This window comes from Saccharibacillus sacchari DSM 19268 (genome assembly GCF_000585395.1).
In the GTDB taxonomy this organism is placed as follows: Bacteria; Bacillota; Bacilli; order Paenibacillales; family Paenibacillaceae; genus Saccharibacillus; species Saccharibacillus sacchari.
Genome location: NZ_KK073875.1, coordinates 859171 through 883993 on the forward strand (window position 1 = coordinate 859171; position 24823 = coordinate 883993).

The following is a 24823-nucleotide window of genomic DNA, read 5'->3' on the forward strand; positions in this document are numbered from 1 at the left end:
TCAACAGCTTCTCCATATTTCAATATTGTCAAGATGCTTGCCCTATGCTACTATATAGTGTATGTGATTATTGATTATTTTAAGAAGGAGTTGAAAATAGATGAAACAAGGAATTCACCCTAACTACCAACCGGTAGTATTCATGGACACGAGCACAGGACACCAGTTCTTGAGCGCTTCGACTCGTAAATCCAATGAAACTGTAGCTTGGGAAGACGGCAACACTTACCCGCTGATCAAAGTGGAAATCACTTCCGATTCGCACCCGTTCTTCACTGGCAAACAGAAGATTCTTGACGCCGGCGGCCAAGTCGAGCGTTTCAAAAAGAAATACAACCTGTAAGATCAAGCTCGCGCAAGCGAACTTCTACGACCAGGCAGCGGAATCTTCCGACGCCTGTTTTTTTTGCCCTTTTTCGCAAGGTTTCTCTGTGCAGAACGCAAAAGCCGCGACACCCGAAACGGGAATCGCGGCTTTTCTTTATTCAGATAGAATCCGATCTGCTTGAATTTTATTCGTTGCCTGCCATCTCCGGCCAAGCGATCTTATAAAATTCCAGATAGCTTGCTTTTTGCGGCGTATCCTTTAGCACTTTCCATCCGTTTTCTCCTTTTTGCATGCGGATCGAACCTTTCATGGGAAGCGGATCATGATCGCCGGAGAACACGATATCCAGCGTATAATCGAACACGGCCTGCTCCTTCTCCAAGTCCACGCTTCTCGTCTTCATTTCAATATTTTCGACTGCCAGCTCCGATTCCGTGCTTATGGCTACATGATACGGCATATTGCCTGCTTGGTTGTTAAAATAAATCGTCAAGAATTCGCTCTCCGCGTACGGAGACAACTCTGCATGACGTCTTCCGATCCAAGCGAGCATGCCTTCTCCGTCTTCGTCTCCCGATTGAAATTCGCTTTTGAACACATCCAGTTGAGCTTGCGTTACCGTTAAATCTTCCCGCTTGAACGTCTCCGCCGCTTTCCGGGCTTCCTCCTCGGCCGCCGCCTCTGCGGACATCTGCGTGTTTTGCTCCTCCGTCTGCCCGCCGCCTACCGCGCCCCCGGCATTGCTTCCGCCCGATCCCGGACCGTTCTGTGCCTGCCCGGCAACCTGCGTCGGCGCGGCGTTCGGCATTCCTCCGTCCAGCCACCCCGCAGAATTCGCTCCCCACACGCCTCCGAAAATCACCCCGGCTGCTACTATCGCTCCAAGAGCCGTTTTCCCTTTATTCCGTGTCGGTGCATATGTCTTTGCCATCGTCGATTCCTCCTTGATCTTGCGCATTTGCGCGAGCGTGGGCTCTTTGCTCATGCGCCCCGGCTCGCGGCTTAGCGTATCGTACCAATTCGGCCGCCCGTCCCGATCTTGTCCCTTTTCCCGACCGTCATCCGGTTCATTGAATCGGTTCATGCCTGCTCCTCCTCATTCATCATGCGCTCCATCCGGCTTCGCGCCCGCGACAATCTGGATTTGTACGTGCCTTCCGGGATGCCCAGCATTTCCGCGCCTTCGCGTGCCGTCATGCCGTAATGCGCTTCGAGCAGCAGCGTCTCGCGCAATTTATCCGGAAGCCGGAACACGAACTCCCATATACGCCGCTCGCCCGCCTCGGCCAGATAGGCTTTTTCCGCCGATGCTTCCGTGCCGCCCTGCTCTACTTTTGAAAAAGGCAGTACCCGGCGCACGAACGCGGAACGTTTGTGGTTGATGTACGTGTGCCGCGCGATCGTCATCAGCCACGTTTTGACGGAAGACTCTCCTCGAAAAGATTTCCATCCGCGGAGCGCCCGCACAAAGGTATCCTGGGTCAAATCATCGGCCGTAGAGCGGCTCCCCGTCATGAAGAAGAGATATTTCCACACCTCGCTCCAATGAGCGCGTATGACGGTATCCGGATCGGCAGCCTGCATATTCGCGTCCGGACGCTCTCTCATCTTATCCATCTGCTCACCTCTTCTACCCTTTTAGACAAAACAGAGCGAAGATCGTTCCCTTTTTCCCGAAAAAATTCTCAATTTTTAAAACGCGACGGTATTTTCTTAGGCATTCAGTCGATCAAGTCCGTCTCTTTTCCCCTTTGCCGCGACCACTCTCCGACGTCTTTGCCAATAATTCATCCAGCTCGATCAATCCCATTGCCGACAGCGTCAGAGCCATTTTGTAAAAAGCACTCGTGCGTACTTTAACATAGGTATCTTTGCTGATCGGCGGGTCGAACACGTGATTGTACACCTTATAGTCGAATACGTCGTCCTGCTTCATATAACGTTCGCGCAGCAGCAACCGCTCCCGGTCATTCAACCGCTCCACGATCCGCTCGATCCGTTCGCAGTAAGCGACGCGGGCAGCCGGCATATCGACGTTATAAATGGCGGTTCGAGCCGTGGAGTCGCTGGTTGTCCCCGTGTAACCCGAAGGGGTCTCGTTATAAGAAGAGGTGACGCGGGCTTCTCGCTCCTCGAACGTGATCGTTTTGTAAATTCGGTATTTTTCCATGGCGGCCTCGACGGCAGCCTGCGTTGTTCGGCGATCGAGCTTGGGCAAATTCAATGTGGCATCCATGTTCATCTCTCCCCTTATTGTCTTTTGGCAATATTTAAAGCAAAAAACTCTGTTTATTTAAGGTTATGTTCGCATCTTGTTCGTATTCATATTTTAACCTTACCACATCTTTTCCAAACTCGTAAAGAACCATTTTGACGTTTTCTTCCACATCGTTGCCGGACATGAATTTTTTCGCATTTTCCGCCTTTTGGCAATATTTTTGGTTCACGCATTTACCCGGCACCGGATATTGGGTATATTAAACAGAGAGGGAACGCCGGGCGAAAAGACGGTAAAGGATATGTTGCCGAGTTTCGAAACATGCCCTAAATTGACGAAGCGAGGAAGGATGCGCACATGGAAAAGCGATTCGGTAGTTATTTGAGACAGGTTCGCGAACGCAAAGGCTGGAGCATTAACCGTCTGGCCGGAGCTGCGGGTGTCAGCACGTCGCAGATCTCCCGTATCGAGCATGGCCTCCGGGGCGTGCCCAAACCGCAGACGATCACCAAGATCGCGCAAGCGCTCGGCGTTCCGTACGAAGAAATGATGAACGAAGCCGGTTATTTGCCCGATGCCAATGAAGGGTCAACGCCGGAATGGGCCAGTTCGCGCGACAAGCGGGATTTCAAAAAGATGCTTGAAGAAGACGGCGAGCTGATGTTCGACGGCATCCCGTTGGACCGGGAAGACAAGCAGCGCATCAAGGACGTGCTGACCGGCCTTTTCTGGGAAGCCAAGCAAATGAACAAACGCAAAAGCTGATCGTCTGATTACTTCCAATTCCGAATATTCCGCCAAAGGAGGGCACGGACGGTGGATTCAATGAACGAACTCGTCAACCGACTTATCCGCATGACGCGCACGACCGATCCGTTCGCCATGGCTGAATCGCTCGGTATACATATCCGCTACATGGACCTCGGCAAATCGACCAAAGGGCTTTATTACCGGAAGCTCCGCAGGCGTTTTATCGTGATCAACGAACAGCTTCCCGAGGAGTGGCGGAACTTTGTTTGCGCGCACGAGCTCGGGCATGACCGCCTGCATAAAGGAGTGAATCGATTTTTTATCGAGGAGCATTCTTTTTTCAGCGCGGGCAAGCTTGAACGTCAAGCCAATCGCTTCGCCATGCTGCTGCTTACGAGCAAGACCGAACCGATTCCCGGCGAATCGTTCGAACGTTTTCTGCTGCGCAGCGGAATTCCGGCGGAATGCGTTTATTTTTTTGTCCAATGATCGAACATACGTTCCGGAAGCAATTAGGACATATTGCCCATTTCCATTTTTTTATATTCAAAACGTAACGTTCCGGGGTTTTTCTCCGATAATAAAGAAGACGGAACGGCTGAACCCGCCCTCCACTTTGATTTAAAAAACTTATTTATTGAAGGAGAAGATCATGATCCGACAAAAAAGAGTGATGAGAACCCTGGCTCTGCTGCTTATGATTGCCGCGATTGCGTTCCCAGCGAATGCTTTTGCCGCCACGGGAGACGTCACCTCGATTTCGTTCGACGACGCGACGAAAAAAGAATTGGTGATCGGCCAATCGGCTAAACAGTTGAAGGTTTATGCAACCATCGAAGGCTCGACTTCCAAAAAGGATATTACGGCAACCGCAGCATGGACCTCTTCCGACGAAGACGTAGCGCAAGTCGTGAAAGGTCTGGTTACGCCGAAAGATACAGGCACGGCAATGATTACGGCCACTTACGAAGGCGCGGTCGCAACGGTAGAAATCGCAGCTTCGTATCCGTATACCAAGCTCGCCCTTGAACCGGTCAAAAGCGGTACATATCAACTGGGCGATTCCGAAAACGATTTGAAAATCAAAGCCTCGCTGACAGGCGGCGAAGCCAAAGACAAAGTAACGGATGTCACTTCGCTCGCGACATGGACCAGCTCCAACTCTTCCGTATTGACGGTCGAAGCGGGACAAATCACGCTGGTCGGCAAAGGCACGGCAACGATCACGGCCAAGTACCAAGGTCAAACAGGCACGTTTAAAGCCACGGTCGCCCTGCCTTATTCTTCTCTTGAAATCCGCGACGACAAAGGAAAAGCAACGGATCTTGAATTGATCGTCGGCGATGAAATCAAGTTGAAATCCATTGCTCCGGCTGCCGGCGGCAGCGGAGAGCATGATGTTACGGCCGATGCTACATGGGCAACTTCCAATGAATCCGTCGTGGCCGTCGAAAAAGGCGCTCTTACCGTAAAAGCTGCGGGCAAAGCTACGATTACGGTTCAATATTTGGGCGTAACAGGCACGCTGGACGTTTATGTGCGCTCGCCTTACGAAGCCCTGCTGTTGGTTCCTTCCGAAGCGACAACGATCTTCCTGGGCGAAACGCTTGATCTGAAAGCGGAAGTTCGCGACCGCGCCAACTCTTCGCTCGACGTATCCGCTTCTTCCAAGTGGACGTCCAGCAGCTTGTTGGCCGCTACCGTCGACGGCGGCAAAGTTACGGCTAAAGCTGTAGGCAGCACCACGATCAAAGCAGACTACGGCGGGATTTCCAAAGAAATCAAAGTGACGGTTTATCCGACGCTGAAGTCGCTTGAAGCGACAAAGACCGAAACCGAACTGTACAAGGGCGAGTCGGAGACTCTTCCAAAGGTCAATGCGCTAAAGCTCGACAATTCGAAGCTGGATCTGAGCAACGACGTGAAATGGACCTCGGGCGATGAAGAGATTGCCTACATTGAAAATGGCAAAGTGATCGCGAAGTCGGCAGGTACCGTTACGCTGACCGCTTCTCTGCCTGACGTCACTTCCGTAAACACGCCCTCGGGCGACGTTTCCGTACGAGGCAAAAAAGTTGAATTCAAAATTACTGTCAATGAAAAAATCTTGGTTCTGATCGGACCGGACGAAGCACTGAACCTAATCATCGGCGATTCCTCCGAGCTGCCGACCGTGAATGCAGTTTGGGAAGACGGCCAAGAGAAAGACGTTTCTTCGCTGATTACCTGGACCGTCAGCGGCACGAATGCCGTGATCAAGACAACCGATCAAGGTCAAGAAATCAAAGGCCTGCTCAAAGGTTCGGCAACGTTGAAAGGCACTTACCTGAACAAGTCGCTCACCGTTCCGGTGAAGATCGAACAAAAGATTACCAAGATCGTGGTTGAACCGACTTCGATCGAACTCAATATCAAATCCAGCAAATCGATCAAGGTTACCGGCTTCTTCGCTGACGGCTCCAAAATCTCGTTGGGCAGCAAAGTAGGCTGGGAATCTTCCAACCCTCAAGTTGCTTCAATCGCAACAACTTCCGTAAAAGGAGTATCCGAAGGCAAAGCAACCTTGAGCGGTTCGTATCAAGGCATCCCTGTCTCGGTTGACGTGACGGTCGTACCTAAACTCAAAAAAGTCACAGTCGACGAAAAAACACTGAAACTTGCTCCAGGTGCGGGTAAGACCGTTATCGTTACCGCCGAGTATGATACTGGCGCCACCGCCAATGTAGCGGCGCAAACGACGTGGACAAGCTCCAAGCCGTCCGTAGCCACGATCTCGGCTACGGGTCAAATCTCGGCCGTGGCCGAAGGCAAAACAACGATCAAAGGCAAGTTCGGCAACAAGACCGTGACGATCTCGGTAACGGTGAAGAAATAACAACTTTCACGGCTTCCTGTCAGGGAGCAGATTCATAAAAGAAATGCCGTTCCTTCTTCGGAAGGAGCGGCATTTTTGCATAGAGATTCCCTACTTCCAAACATTCGAAAAAAGAAACGTTTAGATTGCAATTTTTCGATTTTTAGCCGCAATTCCCTCCCAGACAGTCTAGTCGAACTCGCTATAATGGGAAGTAAGATAAACAGCAATTTAATAACATCGCCTCAATTTCAACTTCGATATCAGCCTCAGTGCTCCAACATTCGAATCGGATTCGCCTTTCACCTCTCAATCTTTTTCACCTTCTTCCTGTATCATTGCAAACTCTCCAGTCCCGTCAATATACAAATAAAATATGGTTTTTATGGTTTCGGATACTGATTTAAATCATAAGATTGAGCCTTTTTGAGATTTTTGTCACAGCAACTGTTTGTTCAATCTTGCAGGATATGAACGTGCGACAACTCGACTCCAATCCCCTCGCCCTCTCCGATTTATCCCTTTTCAATGACGGCAGCGGTAAGCACGACGTTGTTCAACGTACTATTTAGAGGGGGATTACATCGATTATGAAACTCGCTGGAAAAATCACGACGGCTATCGTATCCTTATTTCTCGTGATCGGATTAGCTGTTGGCTTGCTGGCTTACCAAGCTGCTTACGGACAAGTGGACGAAGCCGTCGGGATCGAGCTCGTCGGTTGTGCAAATATTACGACTGGGCTGGTCGCTCCTGCCGATGTCGAAGCACTGGCCGCAGGCGATACCTCCAAACTGGAAGAAATCCAAAACAAAATCGACTGGATTCATGAACACAAACCGATCTTCAAAGAAGCCTTTATTCTCTCTGTGGACGGAAAAATCCTCGCTGCCGACTCCAATCTCAGAGAACGAGGCTACAAGGCAGGAGACAACTTCCATTTCACCGATGAAGATCGGGAAATGGCAACGACCATGTCGCACGGCGTCTACTCAAAAGTCTACGCTTATGATGGAGTCGGACTCAAAACCGGCTACGGCCCTATTTATTCCGGTGAAGGCGAAAATCAAAAGGTAATCGCTTTAATGGCAATCAACTTCGATTCCTCGATTATTCAGGAACGCACGCTCTCCGTCTTTGAACTCCCGCTGCTGATCGGAGCGATCTTGCTCGCCATCGCCTTGATTGCGGTTTATTTCATCGTCCGTCGAATGATTTCTCCTGTTGTTCATTTGTCCGAACAGACGCGTTTGCTGGCACAGGGCAATCTCAGCATAAAAGCGATCCCGGTGCGAGGGCGTGACGAGGCAGCGATGCTCGCTTCCGACTTTAACGCGATGGCCGGAAGCTTCCGCAACATTTTGACGGAGGTTCGGGACAGTTCGCATCAAGTCGCCTCCGCTTCGGAGCAGCTTACGGCAAGTGCCGGACAGACAGGTTCCGCCGGGGAACGGATTCACGATGTTGCGATGGGTCTGGAAGAAGAAGCCTCGCTGCAACGCAGCTCATTGGCCGAAAGCTCGGACCTATTGAATCAAATCACGATCTTTGCTGAACAGGTACTGGGACGCGTGGAAGATCTGGCACATAGCGCCTCGGAATCGGAACGCCACTCGCGTACGGCCGGAGGCGATCTGGATCAAGCTGCTCACCAATTGAACCTGACAGGGGCCGCATTAAGCGAATTAAAGATTGCGATCGAAGACATGCGCTCACATTCGCAGGAGATTCGCCAAATTCTGGGCGTGATTACGGAAATCTCGGAAGAGACGCAGCTGCTTGCCTTGAATGCAGCCATTGAAGCCGCTCGCGCAGGCGAGCACGGACGTGGCTTCGCCGTCGTCTCGGACAATATTCGCAAGCTGTCGGACCGCTCCGGATCGGCGGTTCGACAAATCCATGGCATCATCGAATCCACGCTGAGTCAAATTGAATCCGCTGCGGGTGCGATGGTCTCCGTATCCTCTGCTGCCGACCGCGGCACTCAGAAGTTCGCCTCGGCTTCGGTATCGTTCAGCGCCATTCAAAGTGCCTGGTCGATCTCCAAAGAAAATGCCGGTGCCGCAAGGATCGACGTCAAGCGTCTCGCGGAAGACGCCAACTCCGTCTCGGAGCGAATCCGGCTTAGCGCCTCGATTGCCGACGATACGCATGAACGTGCGCGATTGTTGGCGGCTTCTTCGGGCGATCAACATGCTTCCATGCAGGAAATTCAGGCTTCGTCCACGATGCTCTCGCATCTATCCGAAGACCTGTTCACGCTGGTAGGTCGATTCAAGATCTGATCGGGCTTCGAGCGGCATCCTACATAACCCCCTTAAATTTTTCATAAAAAAACGCTGCTTCTCCTCGCATCCGATTGTGCACCGGATACGGGAAGAGCAGCGTTTTTACGATCATAACGCAGCGGATATTAGGATTTGGAAGATGTTTCATGCTCAGTCTCGCTATTTGCAGCCTCGGCGTTCACCGGGCGAAAGGTCACGCTATCCAGAAGAAGGCCGTTTCCTACCGGCTCTCCGTTTAAAGTAACTGTGATCTTTTTGAAAGTTGAGTTTGTTGTATACATATCGGTTCGCTCCAGTTCGATGATTATAATAGGTATATTTATAGAGATCCGGGATGGCTGGGACGCAAGCGGGATTTTATCCGAAATTGGTGTTTAATCGGAAACTTCGGTACACTTAATGACGTACAAACTTAGGGCGAATCTCCTCACGAAATGGGTACGCCGACTTAAATCGCCGCCCGCTCGTTTTTTATTTATACCCGATTGACCTACTTATCAAACATCTTCTGCATAAAGCGGTCGCTTGTCATCACGCAGACCGCACACGAACCGACTTCTTAAATTGAGGTGATTGTTCTTAATGAAGCATAAATTTGCCCCTGTTTGGCGTAAATGCGTTCCTGTCGCTTTGCTAGTCGGAATGCTGCTTCTCCCTGCCGGACGTCAAGCGCATGCTTGGGAGCCGTTCGACAACTTCGTCAACGGGCTGGAAATGTTCGGACAGCTTCCGGGCGAAGTCAATCAACTCCGGCAAAGTTACCAGGAAACCGTAAATCAGCTTGAAGACGCTAAATCCGATATCCAGAGCTATCGGGAAGACATGGAAGGTTATCGGGATCAGGTTACCCAGTTGAATGAACAAAATCAACGGCTCGACCAGCAAAACCAACAGCTTCAGCAGACCGTCGCGGCCTTGAATGCGGCACAGGAAGAACGCGACCGCAGCGCACGAACCATGAAAATCATCATTTTCGTTCTGATCGGCCTGTTCGTCGGTTATTTCCTGTTTATTCGCGTGCTTCGTCTCGGCCTGCGCGGCAGACGATGAACGGAGGACTTGCATGAATATCATCCATGAACAATCCGGCGACTCCTTCGGTGCGCAAGCCTACACGTTCGAGCTTGAACACGACGACGGCGTCCATATCCTGCATCCCCAGCAGGTCATGTCTTACCGCGGAGATCCCCGGGGGCGGAGCGACCGTCTGCTGGAAATCAGCCGCATGATGCGTAAACGCAAGCTGATCCGCGCTGATTTCAAAGGACGCTGCACCTTCACCGCCGTACTGCCTGCCGGCTTCGGCCTGCAAATGCTCGATCTATCCGGAGGCAGCGATATGCTGTACGATTTCCGCCAATTATTTTTTTATACGGACGGCATTGAGATGAAGAGTCGCATATTAAAGCTGAAAAATATGCTCATCACCCAGGACGCGATTAAAATGAAGTTTTCCGGTAACGGACAGATTGGCATCATGACCCAAGGCACCGTATTCCAAGCCGAATTGCACGAGAAAGAACCCCTGTTCGTCAACGCCGGAAGCATCTTGGCCTATCCCGAGAACGCCAAGCTGGACCTCGCCGTCTACGGCAACCACCTCGCCAGCCAGCATATGAACTATCATTGGAAAATGACCGGGCGCGGTCATGTGCTGCTTCAGGCGGGCGGCACGCGCAGCCAAGAGCTTCGCGAGCATATGGAAGACGACGGTCTGGTCAAGCGCATTCTGCGCGAAGCGATTCCTTTCGGTAATATTTTTATTAAATAGAACAAAAAGAGCCACTCCGCCGCATACGCGGTCAAGGTGGCTCTTTTTCTTAAGCTTCTTCTTCCGGCTCCATCGAATCCCAAGCCGCATCAACCATGACGTCAAAGGCTTCGTCATCGTTTTCGATATGTTCCTCGAACGCCAGAATTTCTTCCTCCGGCCCCGGTTGTTGCAAGAAATGCAGGCTGTACTCCCACGCATCCCCTTTCTTGCTGTAGATCGTCAGCTCGTAAGGCTCTTTGTGGCCCACGACTTCCGCTTCGACCTTCCCCATGTAGCTCTGGTCTTCCCTGCGCTCCATACGTGCATTAAGGATCTTGATGTTCATCCCACGCAGTCCTCCCTCTCTCGTCTTCATGCCTGCCAAACAGGCCTTATAATCTTTTTAATCCAGCAAATTAGAAATGGACTGCAACCGCTGTGCTTCACCCTGTTGTCCGGCTGTGACGCGCTCAGGCTCTGCTGAACCCCCGCTTTGCATCAGACCCAGACGGTCGTTCATCTTTTTGTTGATCTCCGTCATGCGACCGGTTTGCTCCGTTGCCGACTTGATGATCGTACGGTTGGATTGTTCGTACAGATCCATAGCCGTGAACAGATCGCCCATCGCACGTTCCACCGCTTCAAGCTGCATGGCCGGTTTTCCGAGCAGTTCGTTTGTTTTTTGCGTTGTTTCCTTCAGCATGCGCGAGTTTTCCTCGAACATGTTCTGAAGGGTCTGATTTGCCGTGTTGACTGCTTCGATCGTCTCCATCTGATCTTGAAGAGCCATCGCGATCATCGCCGACACCGTAATCAAATGCTGCGTCTTATCGATTGTCGCATCGACGGAGTCGATCAGCTTGTCGTTATTGTCGTTAATGATATCGGTGCCGGCAATCGCTTGCTGATACAACATGATCATTTCCGTGAATGACTGGATACGCGTTACGACTTTGCGCAGGCCGCGCTCCAATGTCGTTTTGCGACCGGCGTTCTCCGGCTTGGCGATTTCTTCTTCGAATAACGTCTTCAGACGGTTGCCCATCGCGATCCGCATTTGCAGATTGTATACTTCCTCGATGGAAGTCCGCTTCAGGTTCCGCATATACGCCATGTTTTCTTCAAGCGTGTCTTTGCCGTTGCGCAGCGATACGACGATGGCATCGACGTTTGTTTTGACCGATTGATACTTGTAAATGTAGTTCTTGAGCGGCGTCTTGCGCATGATCTTATCGAAAAAGCCCAACTGCTTGCTCTTGCTCAGCGAATCGATCTCGGTGCGCAGGCGCAAAATGTTGCCGCCGACTTCGGAACGCTTGCCGGACACCATATCGTTGACCGGACGCTGAAGCATTTCGAGCGACTGGCCTGCCTTTTCCATCGTGCGTTGACCCATTCGGCCGATCTGATCCATCAGCTCGTCGAGCTGGAGATTATCCGTATTCGCGACTTTTTGAATAACCTGCTTCGCTTCTTGCTCAACTTTGGCTACATCGTCTTTTTTCAAATCTACCGCAAGATTCATCGACATAAAAGTTCCTCCTTTTGTTCCGGTATGCGTAGACAAATACTGTCGCTTATCGCGGGCCTGTCTCATCTTCTTGCCCGGAGGGGTCGAAGATGAAACGAACCTTAATCAGAAGTCCGGTAGCGCTGCTGGATTAAGTCGATCCGGCTTTGCAACTCGATCAAGTCGCGATGCTCGATCGTCTCTACATACAACGATAGCCGGGAATTGATGTCTTTGATTCCGTCCAGCAACAGTCGGCGGTTTTTGCGCTTGGCTTCGCCGCTTAGCTTCAGAAAGGGATTGATCGCGCCGTTCAGGTCTTTGAAGACTAGACGCTGAATATTATGATTGACTTTGCTGTCGTTCAACTCCTTGAGTTGAGGAATCAGACGGGAGATTCGGGCCAAGAGCGACATCGTCTTTTCGACAATTTCATCATCGAGCGCGTTTTTTTGTCCTTCCGAAATAATAAGCTCTTCGATCACCGAGATGTACTCGTGAACCGGGTCCCACATCTCGTCAGGTTCCGCGGCGGGCTTGGGAGGTGCCGGAGGATTCGCGGCAGCAGCCGCTGCCTTCCGACTCTCTTCTTCACGCTGAGCAGCCTGTTCCTCGCGCAGACGGCGCTCTACCGCCTCATCGACTGCCGGAATGCCCGTGCGTCTTCCGCTCGGCGGAAGCACTTCAGGCTGCGGCTGAGATTGCGGAGACACGTCGATCGGGGTTGGCTTGGGCTTTCGACGTTTGAACGCGCCGATGCTCAGCAATACCGCGCCGCCGGGAATCAATGCCGAAATCCAAACAGGCAAAAAATCGTTCCCGACAATCGTAAGCGCATAACCCGCGATAAAGGCCGTAATAGCCAGACCGTAACGTTTGATATAATCAATCATGCCTTAACACCTCCAGCTTGATGGCCGAGCCTAAGCCGTCCATGTCCGCTTTGGTCGCTTGTCTATCCAGACAAGTTACTTGAGGCCGGGCGTTCCCGCCTCGCCGCGAACAGGGTCCAGCCTTACGGCTTGCTCTACGTAACTCGCTTTGATTCCGAACTGAGGCTGCGGCATCGGGAATGTCTCGCCAAATGCCGATTTGACGGCAAGGTAAGGGAAATTCACGCCGGACAGGCAGGTGATGTACAAGCCTCCGGACATGCGCGGGTTGATTTCCAGCAGTTTGGGAATACCTTTATTGTACTTCACCTGCACGTTAAAAGCATAGGGAATGCGGCAATTTTCCGCAATCCGGCGCGAGATCGCCAGGAGTTCTTCCGAATACTCCAGATGGTACACGCGACCTTCCGATTTGCGCCGGGGAACGGCCGTCAACAGGTTCCCCGCCGCGTCCGCCAGGCAATCGATGCTGTATTCCTCGCCTTCGAGCAGCTCCATAACCATCAGATCTTGAAAGCTTTCGACAGAGGAAAGCGTTCGGTACGCCTCTTCATAGGTCGTCTCCAGCGTCACGTAACCGTACAGTTCCTCCAGCGGATCGCCGGCTTTATCCTTCACGATCCGGAAGCCCATGCCTCCTTCAGCTTCCGTCGGTTTGAAGCAGACGTGTTCCCCCGCTTCCGTCAATTCCCGGTAAGCCTGCGCAAACTGCTCCGCTGTCCGCACGACCCGATAGTCCGGAATTTCCACGACGCCTTTTCCTTCCAGCGAGCGATAGAACTTTTCCTTATTCATCATATTTTGCAGCAATTCCAGATCGCCGCAGACCATGACTTTCGTGCCGATTTCCTCAAACCGTTCGATATGTTGCGCAATCAATTCCATATGCAAACGCGGAATGAACAAGTCTATGCCGTGCCGTTTGCAAAAATCGAGGCAGAACGCGATATATTCTTCGCCTTCGACTTCCGGCTCGACTTCTTTGACGTCGCTTGCTCCCAATGAGACATGGTCAATGTTGGGATGCGTCCCGTAAAACTCGAAAAGCTCTCCATCTTCGTTCTCGCGAATCAAATTCACATAATGATAAGCGACGGAAAACCAGCGATTCATCCATATTTTTCTCATTGTCATCTTCCTTTTTCGGTGTATTACGCTCCAAAAGGCCGCCGGGTTTCGCTTCAGCGCAGTTTTGACGCTTCTGAAGCCTGTTCCTCGACAGGCAAAGCAAACCAGTCAGCAATCTTTGCGATCAGATCCTCGGCAGCGCCCATTCCGTCGCGATCCGTGAATGTGTACACGCCTGCCTCCATATACGCCGCATAAATTTCTCCGTGTCTCGGCACGATCGCATAATCCGCAGCCTTAAGCAGACTTTCGTCCAGCAGCGAATCGCCGGAAGCCGCAATACGGGAAGCGCCTGCCAGAGCTTTCACATGCAGCAGTCCGTCCCCTTTGCTCACGCCGTCCGGAACCAGATACATCTTGCGCCCTTGCACGGACAGATTCCAGCGCATGCCCGCCAGCTCTTTTCGAAAATCCTCGACGACGTCCAGAGGCATGTTCTCCCGTTCCAAAATGATGGAATAGAACAGATTATCCGAGTGACGATAGGATTTCACCCAATCCGGCGAGGAAATGCGATCGAAGGCTTCTATGACCTTTTCCGCATTTTCGCTGCGAGTTAACGCCTCTCCCACATGACGCTGCCAATCCGGATCAGATGCGCCGTCGATCAGCACATTGCCTCCATTGCTGGTCACGGCGTACTTGGGCTTAAACGTTTCCCTTATGTAAAAAATACGCTCATACTGCTCGATCGTCCTCGTCGTCACGGGCACGAACAGCGCCGTTTTGGACAACTCGATCAGCAATCTTGCCGTCTCCGGCGACATGAACGAAATATGCTCGCCTTGATACAACTCGACCGGAATGACTTCCGTCGAACCGAAAGCTTCGCCCATCGCCTTTTTCGAATAAATCAGCGTGCGGTCTAGATCGCTTGCGAAGATCATGATTGTCCTCCGTTCAACGGCTTGATGATCCCGCAGCAGGAGTAAGTCAATTCCGGATACACTTCGACCGGCACGCCGCGATCTTCGGCCAGCAGCAAAATATGGCGGAGGTTCGGATTGTCCAGACGGTCCACGAGAATCTTCCACGGCACGCGGCGCAGCAGCACGCGCGTCGTCTCGCCCACGCCCGGCTTGACCAAGTTGACGTCCGCGATCCCGTAATCCTGCTGGATGCGCGCGATATCTTTCATCCCCTGCCAGCTCGATACATTCGCTTCCGGCAGATTTTCCAGCCGCTCCGCTTCCGCTTTCGCTTCTTCGCGAATCTCGTCGAAGTAGCCGCATACCACGTCCACGAACAGATTGGATACGTCGTCTTCCAGCCATTCTTCGTAATATTTCGCGCCGTGAAAATCATCCGGTCCGATCAAATCGTCGCGCAGCACGGTACGGCTCATTAGCCCGGATACCGTAGAGTTCAGGCAAGCGCTCGGGATAAGGAAATCTTCGCGAGTGCCGAACGTTTCCGAGCAGCGCCCCGGATCGGCCAGAACCGCCAAATCGTCATCGAGTTCGATGCCGTATTTGCTTTGCATCGTTTCTTTCGCTTCGGCCAATACGTTACGAATCGCGCCTTTGCCGGTCCAGCCGTCCACGAATTGAATGCGGCGTCCCGGATGCTCGCGCAGCATGTACAGTACCGCGTTCTCGTCGATTCCTTTGCCGCGAATGATCGAGATGCTGTAGTGAGGCAGTTCCGCTCCGTACACGGCCCGGAAATAACGCTTGATGAGAATCCCGATCGGCGTCCCTGCACGAGCCAGCGAAGCCAACACAAAGTCCGTACCGTGCCGGGCCGCTAAACGTTCCGAGACAATGCCTGCGTCCCTGGCCACTTTTCGCGCCGTTGCTTCCAAGGTTTCGTGGAACAACTTCAAATAATCCTCAGTCGGCTTGTATTCCACCGGCAGCATCTCCGAATAATGCGTGCCGCCTTGAATTGCTTCTTCGCGATCTTCGGTTCCGCGCTCCAGATTCACGTCGCTTAAGTTTTTCAGCAAAAAGACAACATCGTCAGGGCTGTAGCTCCCCAATCGTTCAGGCACGGGCAGCAGTTTGGACGATACGTGGTTCGACATATTATTTTTCCCCTTCCGATGCGTTAAGCTCGTTTGATCCTGTTCCGGTAACGACGAGGTGCACAACCGGCACTCCGCTCTTTTCCAAAGCATTCAGCAGCGGCTTTACGCGATCTCCGATCGGCGCACGCTCCAGAAAAACAAAAATTTCATCATATTGGCCTGCCGGTACATTATAGAAAAAGTTGGCTACGCCCGGGTCGTCGGGAGAAGTGTGCGGGAATCCGCTGCGCACCGCGTAGCCATCCTGATCCAGTACGTGAATCGGGCTGCGGGTGCTGGATTGATACAAAACGCCGTCACCCATTCCGGCTGCGATTCGCATCGGCACGTACATGAATTCCCCCGTGCCCATGCATAGCGTTCTTTTACCGAGACGTTGATTCGCCAGATACGCCGAAGCCTTCGCCACCTGCTCGCTCAACGACGCGTTATCCGCCTCGTACATCCCGAACCGTCCCGTCCATTCCAAATAAGGGCAGTCGGAGACCGTACCCGAAGAATCGGAAGAACTAACATCCAGATGCGTGAAAAAGTCCGACGCATCATGCGTAAGCAGCTTCATCCCGTCGTGGTTGCGTCGATCCGGCGCAGGCTGCGGCAGACGCTCGACCGGACCGCCTTCGACCTCGATCTCGCCTTCGATCAACGCGATCGTATCGATCGTAATATCCAGTTCCTTTTCCAATCGGGCAAAACGTTCGCGGTCTTCCGCACCTCTCCAGTCCAGCAGACTCGCTACGACATAATGGCGGCGCGGATGCTTGCTCTGCAAATCGCGAATGATGTTAAGCGCCGTATTGCCGGTCGTGACTTCGTCATCCACGAGCACAACTGATTCTTCTCCCGCAAAAAACGACTTCTCTCGCGCATAGCAACGGTGTGCCGTCGCATGCGAATGTTCTTCTTCGAAGCTCAGCACCGGCTCTTGTCCCACCAGTTCCTCGCGCGTCGTGTGCAGGAATCGCGTATCTCCCGCAAAACAGTCGTACATCGCATGTCCGAGCGCCGTCGCCGTCTCCGCGAAAGCAATAAACAAAGCAGGCTCCTCTACATGCAGTTTATCCGCTTGCAATCGAGCATAAAGCTGACTTGCCGCGATACCGTCATTATGGATCGCTTCGCATACTTCTTCCAGACTGTATGCACTCGCTTCTCTCGCTGCAATCTCCGCTCCGTCATTCGACGAGGACTCCGCTCTTCGGCGCTGCCATAGCAATGCAAGCGCCGCGCCTCCCAATAACGATTTGTGCGGATCGACGGGAATATGCTTGCCGAGAATTCGACTAACGAACAAGAAGCTGCGCTTTTTGTTAATCCGGGCCGCCATTTGAAAAAGATCGTCGGGGTGAAGATTGAACGGGTTGGCATTCAAACGAACGCGTACCGTTAATCCTTCCGGCATTTCGTATACATATTCCCCCTGCCGGGAGTTTGCTTCTTGAACAACAGATTCTCCATTTGTTGAAGAAGGGGTTTCCGAATCGTTCTTAGCGAACGAGTAATGCAGTGAAGTTTTGGTTTTCATTCAGCACCCCGTAAATTTCCGAACGAATCATGATCCGCCGCGCCCAATTCAGATGGGGCTTGATCTCGTTCATTTTATTGTCATAGCCGCTTTTGACGACGCCGACCTCGCCGCCGCTGCTGGATAGAATATGCGAAGCATCCATGTACTCTTCGTGGGTGACCGTATACATCGCCTGGACCGGACAGATATGCGTAGGATGGATAATCGTTTTGCCTATGATGCCGTTCTCTTTATCCAACTCGACCTCGCGAATCAGGCCGTCCACGTACTTGTTGATATACTGCATGCGCAAGCGAAGCCCTGCCGGGCCTGCCGTTTCCTGAAAGGGAGTCTCTCTAAGCTGAGGCTTCAGCACGCGGTCGCTTTTGAAATATTCCCAGACCGGTCCCGAGATCACGTAACCGCTGCCTGCCCTGCCGAACAAATTGACGATATCCGCCACGCAATCCCGAATGACTCCAATATCGTAGATGGTCATGTCCGGCTTGCGCCGCAGACCGAAAAGGCTGGAAAAGTCGGTGGCTCCGATGCGAACGTTCAATATGTATTCGCGATACTGGTCAAGCAGCGCTTTGATTCCGAGCAACGTCTCTCTTCGCGTCTCCGCGTAAATCACTTCGGCGCTTTCGAGAATCGGCATACCGTACAACACAGGACTGTCAGATGGTCTCGACTCATTGTAATCGCGCAGGATTTTCAGATAACGTTCGCCCGTAGAGACATCGAACTTCGGAAACACAAGTCCGGTTAACCGGGTAACCGCGCTGCCGATCTGCTCCAAGATCCGCTTGGCCTGTTCCGGCGTGCGAATCCGGATAAAAATCAGGGGAAGCGATTCCGAATCGATCACGCTTTCATTCGCATGCGTGTCCAGACTGCGAATCTGCGAAACCAGAGAGGCTTCGGCCTCTTCCACCTTCAAATCTCCTACGGCATCCTCCAAATCGATTACGACGGATGTTAAACCTTTATGCTTGCCTGTACTGAGATCCTGTGCAATGGTCGGCCGAGTGGCCGGCATGTACAGGGCCGCTCCGATCGCATGAGAAAGCAATTCTTTCTCCGAACGGTTGCAGAACGGTGCGGGAGCCAAATGGAACAAGTTTTCGGTTTCTTCCACCGACAAATAATCAAAATAATGCATAAATGAGTTCCCCTCCCACAAGCGGCATATTTGAAAAAACTCCGCCGAACGGAGAAAATCTTTCTGCTTTAGGGCGTGTACACCCTAGCAAAAGCCCGAATTTAAGATAATAAGGACTTTTGGCTAAAACAGGAAGCCTTTCTCCGTGTGCGGAGGAATACAATTAATAAACCCGGATATTCGCCATGAAACCACCGTGCGCCAATTCTCTGACGCACGGCGGGGGCAATTCATCGCTTTAGTTGTTCTCTACTCTTTTTAATTCGCGGATCGGCCTTCATTATCCTCCCGATTTTGCCGCCGCTGGCGAACCAAACTGAGCAAAATCGTACCGACGAAGACCGCGATTAGCATAGGGAAGAATATCGCTTGAGGCAGCTCATAATCGAATACGGCAGCCACGATCATTTTCAACCCGATAATCGTGATCAAAATAAAAGCCGCACGTTCCAATTCCGGGAACTTCTCAAGCAGTTTGAGAAATAATTGGGCGACGCCGCGCATCATCAATACGCCGATCATCCCGCCGAGCAGCAGCACCCACACTTCCTGACTGACGCCGAAAGCGGCCAGCACGCTGTCGATGCTGAATGCGATATCCATCATCTCGACGGCAAGCACCGTGCGCCAGAAACCGTAATTTTTCTCTTCGCCTTCGGAATCGTCAGCCGACTCGTCCTTGCGCCCGATCTTCGGAATAAGCGGAACCCCTCCGATTCGGCCCCATCGCAATTCGAGGCCGAACAGATTGCTCATCGCAATCCACAGGAGGTATACTCCGCCGATGACTTTGACCCAGGTGATCTTGACTAAGAACGTTCCGACACCGATCGCGACGAAGCGGAAGATGTACGCGCCGATGATTCCGTAGAATAAGGCTTTCTTGCGCTGATTAGGCGGCAAATGTCGAACCATGACAGCCAGTACCAATGCGTTATCGGCCGACAAGAGCCCTTCAAGAATGACCAGCGTGCCGATCACGCCCCAGGTTGCCGGTTGACTTAAGACTGCGCCGACATGCTCCCATTGAAAATAGTTGGCAAAATTGCCGAAGAAACTCTGAAAAAAGTCCGCCATGATGTCTATCTCCTTCAAGGCGGTTCAGAGGCGGCCTGCTATGGAGACTGCGGGCATGGTCATGCGGGCAGAGACCTGTGTACAGGACGGATCGAACCGTCGTGCTTTTTCTAAGACGTATTATCGCTCATGCCAAAAAACTTATTTGCTGCCTGTCGTCCAGCGAAGTCCCCAGCCGTAAGCCTGATCCAGCTCTCGGTGGCCGGAGAAGTATTCGACGAGACGTTCGATGCTGAAAGTCTGGTCGCCGACATTGGTAATCATCGCTACGGCGCACATGCCTTTACGGCTTCCGTGCTCGTCCATTCGAACGACGATGTCCGGGCCGCCGCCCTTGATCGTAACGACGCCGTCCGCTTGCGCCCAATTCGCCGCGCCTTCATAAATGAAAGCATAGACGACGATACGCTTGATATCGCGTAAATGCGCGCCGTTGATACGCATGTTTTCGCCGCCGCTTTTGGTTCCCGTCCGATCGTCGCCGTCGAGCATGACGTACGGTTCGTTGTCCAGCGATCCGAAAGCGCGTCCGAGCGCCTGAACCGTTCCTTTATAGCCGTCCTTCAACTCGAACAAGCAGCCCAGATCCAGATCGACCCCGGAGGTCTTGCCGAAGAACCCCGTGCCTTGGCGCTGATTCCAGTTCAGGTTGATCAGAATCTCCCCGATGGAATTCGTGCCTGCTTTCTTTTCCAAACTGATCTTGTCTCCGCGCTTGGTCAACTCGATCTTTTGAAGACTCGGCGACGCAGGTTGCGGAGCCGGAGTGGGCGCTAGGGCCGGAACCGGACTTCCGCTCTGAGAGCCCGGAGCTGGACTACTGCCCGGAGGCGGAGGAATCACACGAGGTGCAGAACCGTTTTGCCCGCTGCCTGAGGAGGCAGGAGGATTCCCTCCGCCTTGTTGCGAAGGACGTCCGAGATTCAGCGGTGACGGATTGCCGCCTTGAGGCTGCGGCGGCTGCGAAGGAACCGGATTGAATGGTTGTGCCGACGGAGTCGGTGCAGGCGTCGGATTGGACGGCCGAGCCGGTGTCGGCGCCGGAGGAACTGGCGTCGGTGCCGGCTCCGGCTCTGACTGCACGTCGATGCCGAAACTGCCGCATAACGCTTCAAGTCCACCCGTGTAGCCGCTGCCTACAGCGCTGAATTTCCATTCTCCGTTATAGCGATACAATTCGCCAACGACAATAGCAGTCTCTACGCCGGATGTCTTATCTAATGTAAAACGTACCAATTCAGAACCGCTTCGAGCATCAACGATACGCAGGTATACGCCATTCACGCCAGCAAAATTCTGCCGACGCTTCTCGCCTTCGTACAAGGTCAGCGAAAAAGCGATGCGTTCATACGCAGCCGGAACAGCGCTTAATGAGATTGCGACTTGTTCATTATCCGTAACACCCGCATAAGCATTTCGGCTTTCCGTCTGAAGCTGAACGGCGCCTTTTGCTCCGGCAGGATTGCCGTAGAAGATCAAATCTTCATCGGCCGTCGCTTTGGAACCCGGACCAAGCAGAAACGCCGAGAAGTCGATATCGACTCCCGGCGATCCCTGCCAGCCCATTCCGACGACGATCCGGTCAAGACCGGGATTGGTTTTGGTCAGGTCGGCTTTTTGCCCCCTGATAATCGTAGTCGTCACTGGGAATTCCGCCTTTCGCTCTCGTTAAGATACGATCCGAATTATTGGGCGTCGAGGCCGTAGTTTTTGCACAAAGCGGCAAGACCGCCCGCAAATCCGGAACCGATCGCCTGAAACTTCCAATCGTTGCCTTGACGGTATAGTTCGCAGATGACAACGGCCGTCTCGACCGAAAATTCTTCGCCCAAGTCGTAACGCAGCACTTCGCGGTTGTCGCTGGAGTCTACCACGCGAACGAAAGCGTTGGAGACTTGTCCGAAGTTCTGCGCGCGAGCTTCGGCATCGTGAATCGTAACCGTAATGCCCAGACGCGTGATGTTCGGAGGAACCAGGGAGAAGTCTACGATAATTTGCTCGTCGTCGCCTTCGCCTTCGCCCGTGCGGTTATCGCCGGTGTGCTCCACTGCGCCGTTAGGCGTTTTCGGGTTGTTATAGAAGACGAAGTCTTCAATCCCCTTCGCGCGACCGTCTTCATGAAGCAAGAACACCGAAGCATCCAGGTCGTAATCGGCGCCGCTGCTGTATTTGTTCGTATCCCAGCCAAGGCCGATTACAACTTTTTGCAGGCCCGGGTTTGTTTTGGTGAGGTCGATCCGTTGTCCTTTGGATAAGCTGATTGTCATGATAATTTCCTCCGTTTCCATTGTTGAAAAGTTAAATGGCATCCATAATGACGACCGAAGGCCGTCTATGTAAAAGACGGCCTTCGAGTTTGAATCTTGAAGCCCTGTTTAGCTTGTCTCCGACTCATGTATGGTTACGTTTCGCTGAGACAAGTTCATATTTTGGACTGTTTTAAATTAATTGACTGCCAGTCCGAAGTCGCGTACAAGACCTTCCAGACCGTTTTGGTAACCGCTGCCTACAGCGCTGAATTTCCACTCGCCGCTGTGACGGTACAGTTCAGCAACCACGATTGCCGTTTCGACCGAGAAGTCTTCGCCCAGATCGTAGCGGATCAGCTCTTCGTTCGTTTCTTCGTTCACGATACGCACGAATGCGTTCGAGACTTGACCGAAGTTTTGCGAACGGCCGGCGCCGTCGTGAATCGTGATGCAGAACGATACTTTTTCGACTTCGGCAGGCACGCTAGCCAGTTCGACAGTCAATTGCTCATCGTCGCCTTCGCCTTCGCCCGTGCGGTTGTCACCCGTATGTACAACCGAACCGTTGCCGTTTTTCGGGTTGTTATAGAAAATGAAATCCGTGTCGGCCGTTACTTTGCCGTTAGCGCCGAGCAGGAATGCGGAAGCGTCAAGGTCGAAGTCGGCGCCGCCGTCGTATTTATTCGTATCCCAACCCAGACCGATCAGAACTTTTTTCAGACCGGGGTTTGTTTTTGTCAGATCGACTTTTTGACCTTTGGATAAGCTGATTGCCATGTTAAATTCCTTCTTTCGTTTGGTTTTGGGTGAAGCTTGAATACAGACGGATTAGCTGTAACGACGTGCAAGCAGATCGATATGGGGAGCTTGCGCGCCTTCGCCGATCGCGCTGAACTTCCATTCTCCGTTATGGCGATAAATCTCGCCGACCAGCAGCGCCGTCATACCCGAGTAGTCATCAGTCAGATTGAAACGAATCAATTCGCGACCGCTGCCCGATTCAAATACCCGAATGAAGGCCGAACGGATCATGCCGAAGTGCTGTTTGCGCGCTTCGCAGTCGTAGATGTTCACGACGGCAAGCAGGCGATGCACATCAGCCGGCACGGCGGACAGATCGATATGAATCTGCTCGTCGTCTCCGTCTCCCGCTCCCGTCAGGTTATCTCCGCCGTGCACGACGGAACCGTTCGGGCTTTGCAGGTTATGGAAGCAGACGACATGTTTGCCGTTCGTCAGCTTGCCCTGTTCACTCAGCAGCAGCACCGACGCATCGCAGTCGATGTTCGCTGCCTTCTTCTTCATGCCGAACAGACCGCGGCTTTCCGACTCGGCTGGGTCCCAGCCCAATCCGACCGTAATCTTCGACAGGCCGGCATTCCCTTTCGTCAGATCGACTTTCTGACCTTTTACCAAAGAAATTGTCATTGCTGTCTATTGCCCTCCCAATTGGAATGGTGTGATAGAAGCCTGCTTGAATTGCATCGCCTGGTTCAAACTGGACGTAATTCAAGATACCTTGAATTATACCCGCTCTCCGGGTTACAAAACAACTTTGCTTCGTGCGGACGAACCGCTTTCGATTGTCCTTGCCTGGCCGCATGGTATAGGTATACGCCGCAAGATTCGGCAGGTTTCGTATTTACGCTGTCCTTTGAAAAAAACCTCCGGCTCCGACCGCAAAACGGACAAGCCGGAGGTTCTTCCTCCATTTTAACTCGCAATGAATAACGCTGTGTCAAATGCGGTCTTACAGACCGAATTCGCCCGGTTGCAGATTCAGTACGTTGCAGATATCGCGTACCGCCGCTTTTTCCAGATCGTCGAAGTCGCCGTCGGCCGCGCCGATCGCGCAGCATACGCCTACGATGACGCGGCCTACTTCCGGCTTCGATTTGAATTTGGCAATCGTGCGGAGCGCTTCCTGCTTGCCGACCATTACGTCAAATTCCATGTTTCCCGCGAAATGGTTGAAGCGGTCGATGACTTCGCTCATGTTGAACACTTTAAGCTGTTCGTTGCGGCCGATATAACCCGCCATTTTTTGCTTTTCCGTTGCGTCGATCGTGCCGTCGGCTACCGATACGATTGCGCAGCCTGCCACGATCGCGTCCATCAGATCCTTATTTTTGAACCGACCTACCTGATCCTGCAAACCTGTCTTCGTCTTGTTCAACCAGCTTTGAAACGAACTCATCGCATGCGCCTCCGTTTTATATAAAATGGTTGGAACTTCGCTTTTATTCTAAGATGCCGCTTGCTTCTGTTGTAACCTCAGTATAACTCATTTAATCAGCGATTTCTCCTTCGCCGCTTTCAGCCAGTCCGGGAACTCGCCGAGCAGCCGGTCGTACAACTCCTCGTCGGAGATTTTCTTGAGGTCATTGACCTGGAAAAAGTTCGCGTTATCGATCAGGCGGCCGTCCAGATCATCCAACTGCTTGAGGAACTGGAAGTTCTCGCGGCCTACGCCGACAAACTGCCAAAAGATTCCGAGTCTCGACGTTTGGCGGACGATTTCGGCGGCGCGGTCCGCATCGAAGCAATTGCCGTCGGTCACGAAAATGACGTAAACCGGTTCTTCCTCGACCCGTTTCGCATTGACCGTTACCTTGCCTTTTCCGAGTCCGAACAGCCCTTTTTTCACGCTGGTCGCGCCGGGAAAATAAAAGTCGGCGATCCGCTGCATGACGCCCGCGTAATTCGTTCCGTTTTCCAACGGATAATTGGGACGAATCTGGCGGCTGACGAACTCGTAGAAGTTGTCTTTCTGAATTTCGCCGACTTCGTAATCTTTGACGCCGAACAGGAAGACGTCAGCCGCTCCGTTGTCGTCGAAGTTCATCCCCAGCCCCAATGTACGTTCGCAGACCGCTTGCACGATGCCGTTCGAGAACAGGCCTGTCATCGAACCGGAAATGTCGAGCGCCAATGCAACTTTTGCACGCTGATTCCCCAGCCCTCTTTTATCCAGCGAGATCGTCGCCGTCTTGGAGAGACTGATCAGATTTTCTTCTGCCTTTTTACGCAAATCGATACTCATGTGTACATCCCCTTTTCGCCTTTGCCTCTCA

At 52.5% G+C, this 24823-nt stretch carries 25 protein-coding genes; 7 read left to right on the forward strand and 18 right to left on the reverse strand.

Going from position 1 to position 24823, the window contains the following annotated elements:
* Positions 1-100: 100 nt before the first annotated feature.
* The gene (locus tag SACSAC_RS03805) at positions 101-343 is read left to right on the forward strand and encodes a type B 50S ribosomal protein L31 (protein WP_037283662.1); all 243 of its coding nucleotides are present in this window, start codon (positions 101-103) and stop codon (positions 341-343) included.
* A gap of 169 nt (positions 344-512) precedes the next feature.
* On the opposite strand, the gene SACSAC_RS03810 is transcribed toward SACSAC_RS03805, so the two are convergent.
* The 3 genes from SACSAC_RS03810 to SACSAC_RS03820 form a co-directional block, all read right to left on the reverse strand.
* On the reverse strand, positions 513-1412 hold the full coding sequence (locus SACSAC_RS03810; protein WP_037283665.1) for a hypothetical protein: 900 nt from the start codon (positions 1410-1412) through the stop codon (positions 513-515).
* Positions 1409-1945, reverse strand: a complete 537-nt coding sequence (locus SACSAC_RS03815) for an RNA polymerase sigma factor (RefSeq protein ID WP_051506841.1) — start codon at positions 1943-1945, stop codon at positions 1409-1411. Before SACSAC_RS03815 ends, SACSAC_RS03810 begins: the two co-directional genes overlap by 4 nt.
* A gap of 112 nt (positions 1946-2057) precedes the next feature.
* Positions 2058-2564 (reverse strand): ArpU family phage packaging/lysis transcriptional regulator, encoded by a 507-nt coding sequence (locus tag SACSAC_RS03820; protein ID WP_211251328.1) that lies wholly within the window; start codon positions 2562-2564, stop codon positions 2058-2060.
* Positions 2565-2903: 339 nt separating this feature from the next.
* Between SACSAC_RS03820 and SACSAC_RS03825 the strand changes: the two genes are divergently transcribed.
* The 6 genes from SACSAC_RS03825 to SACSAC_RS03850 all read left to right on the forward strand — a co-directional run bounded on the left by SACSAC_RS03825 (position 2904) and on the right by SACSAC_RS03850 (position 10209).
* A complete protein-coding gene (locus SACSAC_RS03825; protein WP_037283668.1) occupies positions 2904-3311 on the forward strand; it encodes a helix-turn-helix domain-containing protein in 408 nt (135 codons plus the stop codon).
* Positions 3312-3371: 60 nt separating this feature from the next.
* Positions 3372-3785, forward strand: a complete 414-nt coding sequence (locus SACSAC_RS03830) for an ImmA/IrrE family metallo-endopeptidase (RefSeq protein WP_037291951.1) — start codon at positions 3372-3374, stop codon at positions 3783-3785.
* Between the two features lie 163 nt (positions 3786-3948).
* Positions 3949-6171 carry an Ig-like domain-containing protein gene (locus SACSAC_RS03835; protein ID WP_037283674.1) on the forward strand — a complete coding sequence of 741 codons (2223 nt, stop codon included), beginning with the start codon at positions 3949-3951 and terminating at the stop codon, positions 6169-6171.
* Positions 6172-6740: 569 nt separating this feature from the next.
* On the forward strand, positions 6741-8435 hold the full coding sequence (locus SACSAC_RS03840) for a methyl-accepting chemotaxis protein (protein WP_037283677.1): 1695 nt from the start codon (positions 6741-6743) through the stop codon (positions 8433-8435).
* A 585-nt stretch (positions 8436-9020) separates the two neighbouring features.
* Positions 9021-9488, forward strand: coding sequence for a hypothetical protein (locus tag SACSAC_RS03845; protein ID WP_037283680.1), 468 nt, complete (start codon positions 9021-9023; stop codon positions 9486-9488).
* A 13-nt stretch (positions 9489-9501) separates the two neighbouring features.
* Positions 9502-10209, forward strand: a complete 708-nt coding sequence (locus tag SACSAC_RS03850; RefSeq protein WP_037283683.1) for an AIM24 family protein — start codon at positions 9502-9504, stop codon at positions 10207-10209.
* Between the two features lie 49 nt (positions 10210-10258).
* Here SACSAC_RS03850 and SACSAC_RS03855 read toward each other — a convergent pair whose 3' ends face one another.
* The 15 genes from SACSAC_RS03855 to SACSAC_RS03925 form a co-directional block, all read right to left on the reverse strand.
* Positions 10259-10537, reverse strand: coding sequence for a hypothetical protein (locus SACSAC_RS03855; RefSeq protein ID WP_037283686.1), 279 nt, complete (start codon positions 10535-10537; stop codon positions 10259-10261).
* 57 nt (positions 10538-10594) lie between these two features.
* The gene (locus SACSAC_RS03860) at positions 10595-11722 is read right to left on the reverse strand and encodes a toxic anion resistance protein (RefSeq protein ID WP_037283689.1); all 1128 of its coding nucleotides are present in this window, start codon (positions 11720-11722) and stop codon (positions 10595-10597) included.
* A 101-nt stretch (positions 11723-11823) separates the two neighbouring features.
* Entirely contained in the window at positions 11824-12594 is a 771-nt protein-coding gene (locus tag SACSAC_RS03865; RefSeq protein WP_051506842.1) for a hypothetical protein, read from the reverse strand.
* 75 nt (positions 12595-12669) lie between these two features.
* A complete protein-coding gene (locus tag SACSAC_RS03870) occupies positions 12670-13728 on the reverse strand; it encodes an ATP-grasp domain-containing protein (protein WP_037283692.1) in 1059 nt (352 codons plus the stop codon).
* Positions 13729-13775: 47 nt separating this feature from the next.
* Positions 13776-14609, reverse strand: coding sequence for an HAD family hydrolase (locus SACSAC_RS03875; RefSeq protein WP_037283695.1), 834 nt, complete (start codon positions 14607-14609; stop codon positions 13776-13778).
* Positions 14606-15748 carry a cysteine protease StiP family protein gene (locus SACSAC_RS03880; protein WP_037283698.1) on the reverse strand — a complete coding sequence of 381 codons (1143 nt, stop codon included), beginning with the start codon at positions 15746-15748 and terminating at the stop codon, positions 14606-14608. Before SACSAC_RS03880 ends, SACSAC_RS03875 begins: the two co-directional genes overlap by 4 nt.
* A gap of 1 nt (position 15749) precedes the next feature.
* The gene (locus tag SACSAC_RS03885; RefSeq protein ID WP_245608574.1) at positions 15750-17153 is read right to left on the reverse strand and encodes a phosphoribosyltransferase family protein; all 1404 of its coding nucleotides are present in this window, start codon (positions 17151-17153) and stop codon (positions 15750-15752) included.
* An 85-nt stretch (positions 17154-17238) separates the two neighbouring features.
* On the reverse strand, positions 17239-18423 hold the full coding sequence (locus SACSAC_RS03890; RefSeq protein WP_037283702.1) for an HpcH/HpaI aldolase/citrate lyase family protein: 1185 nt from the start codon (positions 18421-18423) through the stop codon (positions 17239-17241).
* 258 nt (positions 18424-18681) lie between these two features.
* Complete coding sequence (locus SACSAC_RS03895; protein ID WP_211251354.1) at positions 18682-19503, reverse strand: TerC family protein; 822 nt, start codon at positions 19501-19503, stop codon at positions 18682-18684.
* 138 nt (positions 19504-19641) lie between these two features.
* Complete coding sequence (locus SACSAC_RS03900) at positions 19642-21144, reverse strand: TerD family protein (protein WP_037283708.1); 1503 nt, start codon at positions 21142-21144, stop codon at positions 19642-19644.
* 41 nt (positions 21145-21185) lie between these two features.
* On the reverse strand, positions 21186-21767 hold the full coding sequence (locus SACSAC_RS03905; protein ID WP_037283710.1) for a TerD family protein: 582 nt from the start codon (positions 21765-21767) through the stop codon (positions 21186-21188).
* A 177-nt stretch (positions 21768-21944) separates the two neighbouring features.
* Entirely contained in the window at positions 21945-22526 is a 582-nt protein-coding gene (locus SACSAC_RS03910) for a TerD family protein (RefSeq protein WP_037283712.1), read from the reverse strand.
* Between the two features lie 51 nt (positions 22527-22577).
* Positions 22578-23177, reverse strand: coding sequence for a TerD family protein (locus SACSAC_RS03915; protein WP_037283714.1), 600 nt, complete (start codon positions 23175-23177; stop codon positions 22578-22580).
* A 322-nt stretch (positions 23178-23499) separates the two neighbouring features.
* Positions 23500-23946, reverse strand: coding sequence for a tellurite resistance TerB family protein (locus SACSAC_RS03920; protein WP_037283716.1), 447 nt, complete (start codon positions 23944-23946; stop codon positions 23500-23502).
* Positions 23947-24033: 87 nt separating this feature from the next.
* Complete coding sequence (locus SACSAC_RS03925) at positions 24034-24792, reverse strand: VWA domain-containing protein (protein WP_037283717.1); 759 nt, start codon at positions 24790-24792, stop codon at positions 24034-24036.
* Between the last annotated feature and the right edge of the window lie 31 nt (positions 24793-24823).

Coding starts and splice junctions, on each gene's coding strand:
- SACSAC_RS03805 (WP_037283662.1), top strand. CDS start 101: ATGAAACAAGGAATTCACCCTAACTACCAACCGGTAGTATTCATGGAC.
- SACSAC_RS03810 (WP_037283665.1), bottom strand. CDS start 1,412: ATGAACCGATTCAATGAACCGGATGACGGTCGGGAAAAGGGACAAGAT.
- SACSAC_RS03815 (WP_051506841.1), bottom strand. CDS start 1,945: ATGGATAAGATGAGAGAGCGTCCGGACGCGAATATGCAGGCTGCCGAT.
- SACSAC_RS03820 (WP_211251328.1), bottom strand. CDS start 2,564: ATGGATGCCACATTGAATTTGCCCAAGCTCGATCGCCGAACAACGCAG.
- SACSAC_RS03825 (WP_037283668.1), top strand. CDS start 2,904: ATGGAAAAGCGATTCGGTAGTTATTTGAGACAGGTTCGCGAACGCAAA.
- SACSAC_RS03830 (WP_037291951.1), top strand. CDS start 3,372: ATGAACGAACTCGTCAACCGACTTATCCGCATGACGCGCACGACCGAT.
- SACSAC_RS03835 (WP_037283674.1), top strand. CDS start 3,949: ATGATCCGACAAAAAAGAGTGATGAGAACCCTGGCTCTGCTGCTTATG.
- SACSAC_RS03840 (WP_037283677.1), top strand. CDS start 6,741: ATGAAACTCGCTGGAAAAATCACGACGGCTATCGTATCCTTATTTCTC.
- SACSAC_RS03845 (WP_037283680.1), top strand. CDS start 9,021: ATGAAGCATAAATTTGCCCCTGTTTGGCGTAAATGCGTTCCTGTCGCT.
- SACSAC_RS03850 (WP_037283683.1), top strand. CDS start 9,502: ATGAATATCATCCATGAACAATCCGGCGACTCCTTCGGTGCGCAAGCC.
- SACSAC_RS03855 (WP_037283686.1), bottom strand. CDS start 10,537: ATGAACATCAAGATCCTTAATGCACGTATGGAGCGCAGGGAAGACCAG.
- SACSAC_RS03860 (WP_037283689.1), bottom strand. CDS start 11,722: ATGTCGATGAATCTTGCGGTAGATTTGAAAAAAGACGATGTAGCCAAA.
- SACSAC_RS03865 (WP_051506842.1), bottom strand. CDS start 12,594: ATGATTGATTATATCAAACGTTACGGTCTGGCTATTACGGCCTTTATC.
- SACSAC_RS03870 (WP_037283692.1), bottom strand. CDS start 13,728: ATGACAATGAGAAAAATATGGATGAATCGCTGGTTTTCCGTCGCTTAT.
- SACSAC_RS03875 (WP_037283695.1), bottom strand. CDS start 14,609: ATGATCTTCGCAAGCGATCTAGACCGCACGCTGATTTATTCGAAAAAG.
- SACSAC_RS03880 (WP_037283698.1), bottom strand. CDS start 15,748: ATGTCGAACCACGTATCGTCCAAACTGCTGCCCGTGCCTGAACGATTG.
- SACSAC_RS03885 (WP_245608574.1), bottom strand. CDS start 17,153: ATGCCGGAAGGATTAACGGTACGCGTTCGTTTGAATGCCAACCCGTTC.
- SACSAC_RS03890 (WP_037283702.1), bottom strand. CDS start 18,423: ATGCATTATTTTGATTATTTGTCGGTGGAAGAAACCGAAAACTTGTTC.
- SACSAC_RS03905 (WP_037283710.1), bottom strand. CDS start 21,767: ATGACAATCAGCTTATCCAAAGGACAACGGATCGACCTCACCAAAACA.
- SACSAC_RS03910 (WP_037283712.1), bottom strand. CDS start 22,526: ATGGCAATCAGCTTATCCAAAGGTCAAAAAGTCGATCTGACAAAAACA.
- SACSAC_RS03915 (WP_037283714.1), bottom strand. CDS start 23,177: ATGACAATTTCTTTGGTAAAAGGTCAGAAAGTCGATCTGACGAAAGGG.
- SACSAC_RS03920 (WP_037283716.1), bottom strand. CDS start 23,946: ATGAGTTCGTTTCAAAGCTGGTTGAACAAGACGAAGACAGGTTTGCAG.
- SACSAC_RS03925 (WP_037283717.1), bottom strand. CDS start 24,792: ATGAGTATCGATTTGCGTAAAAAGGCAGAAGAAAATCTGATCAGTCTC.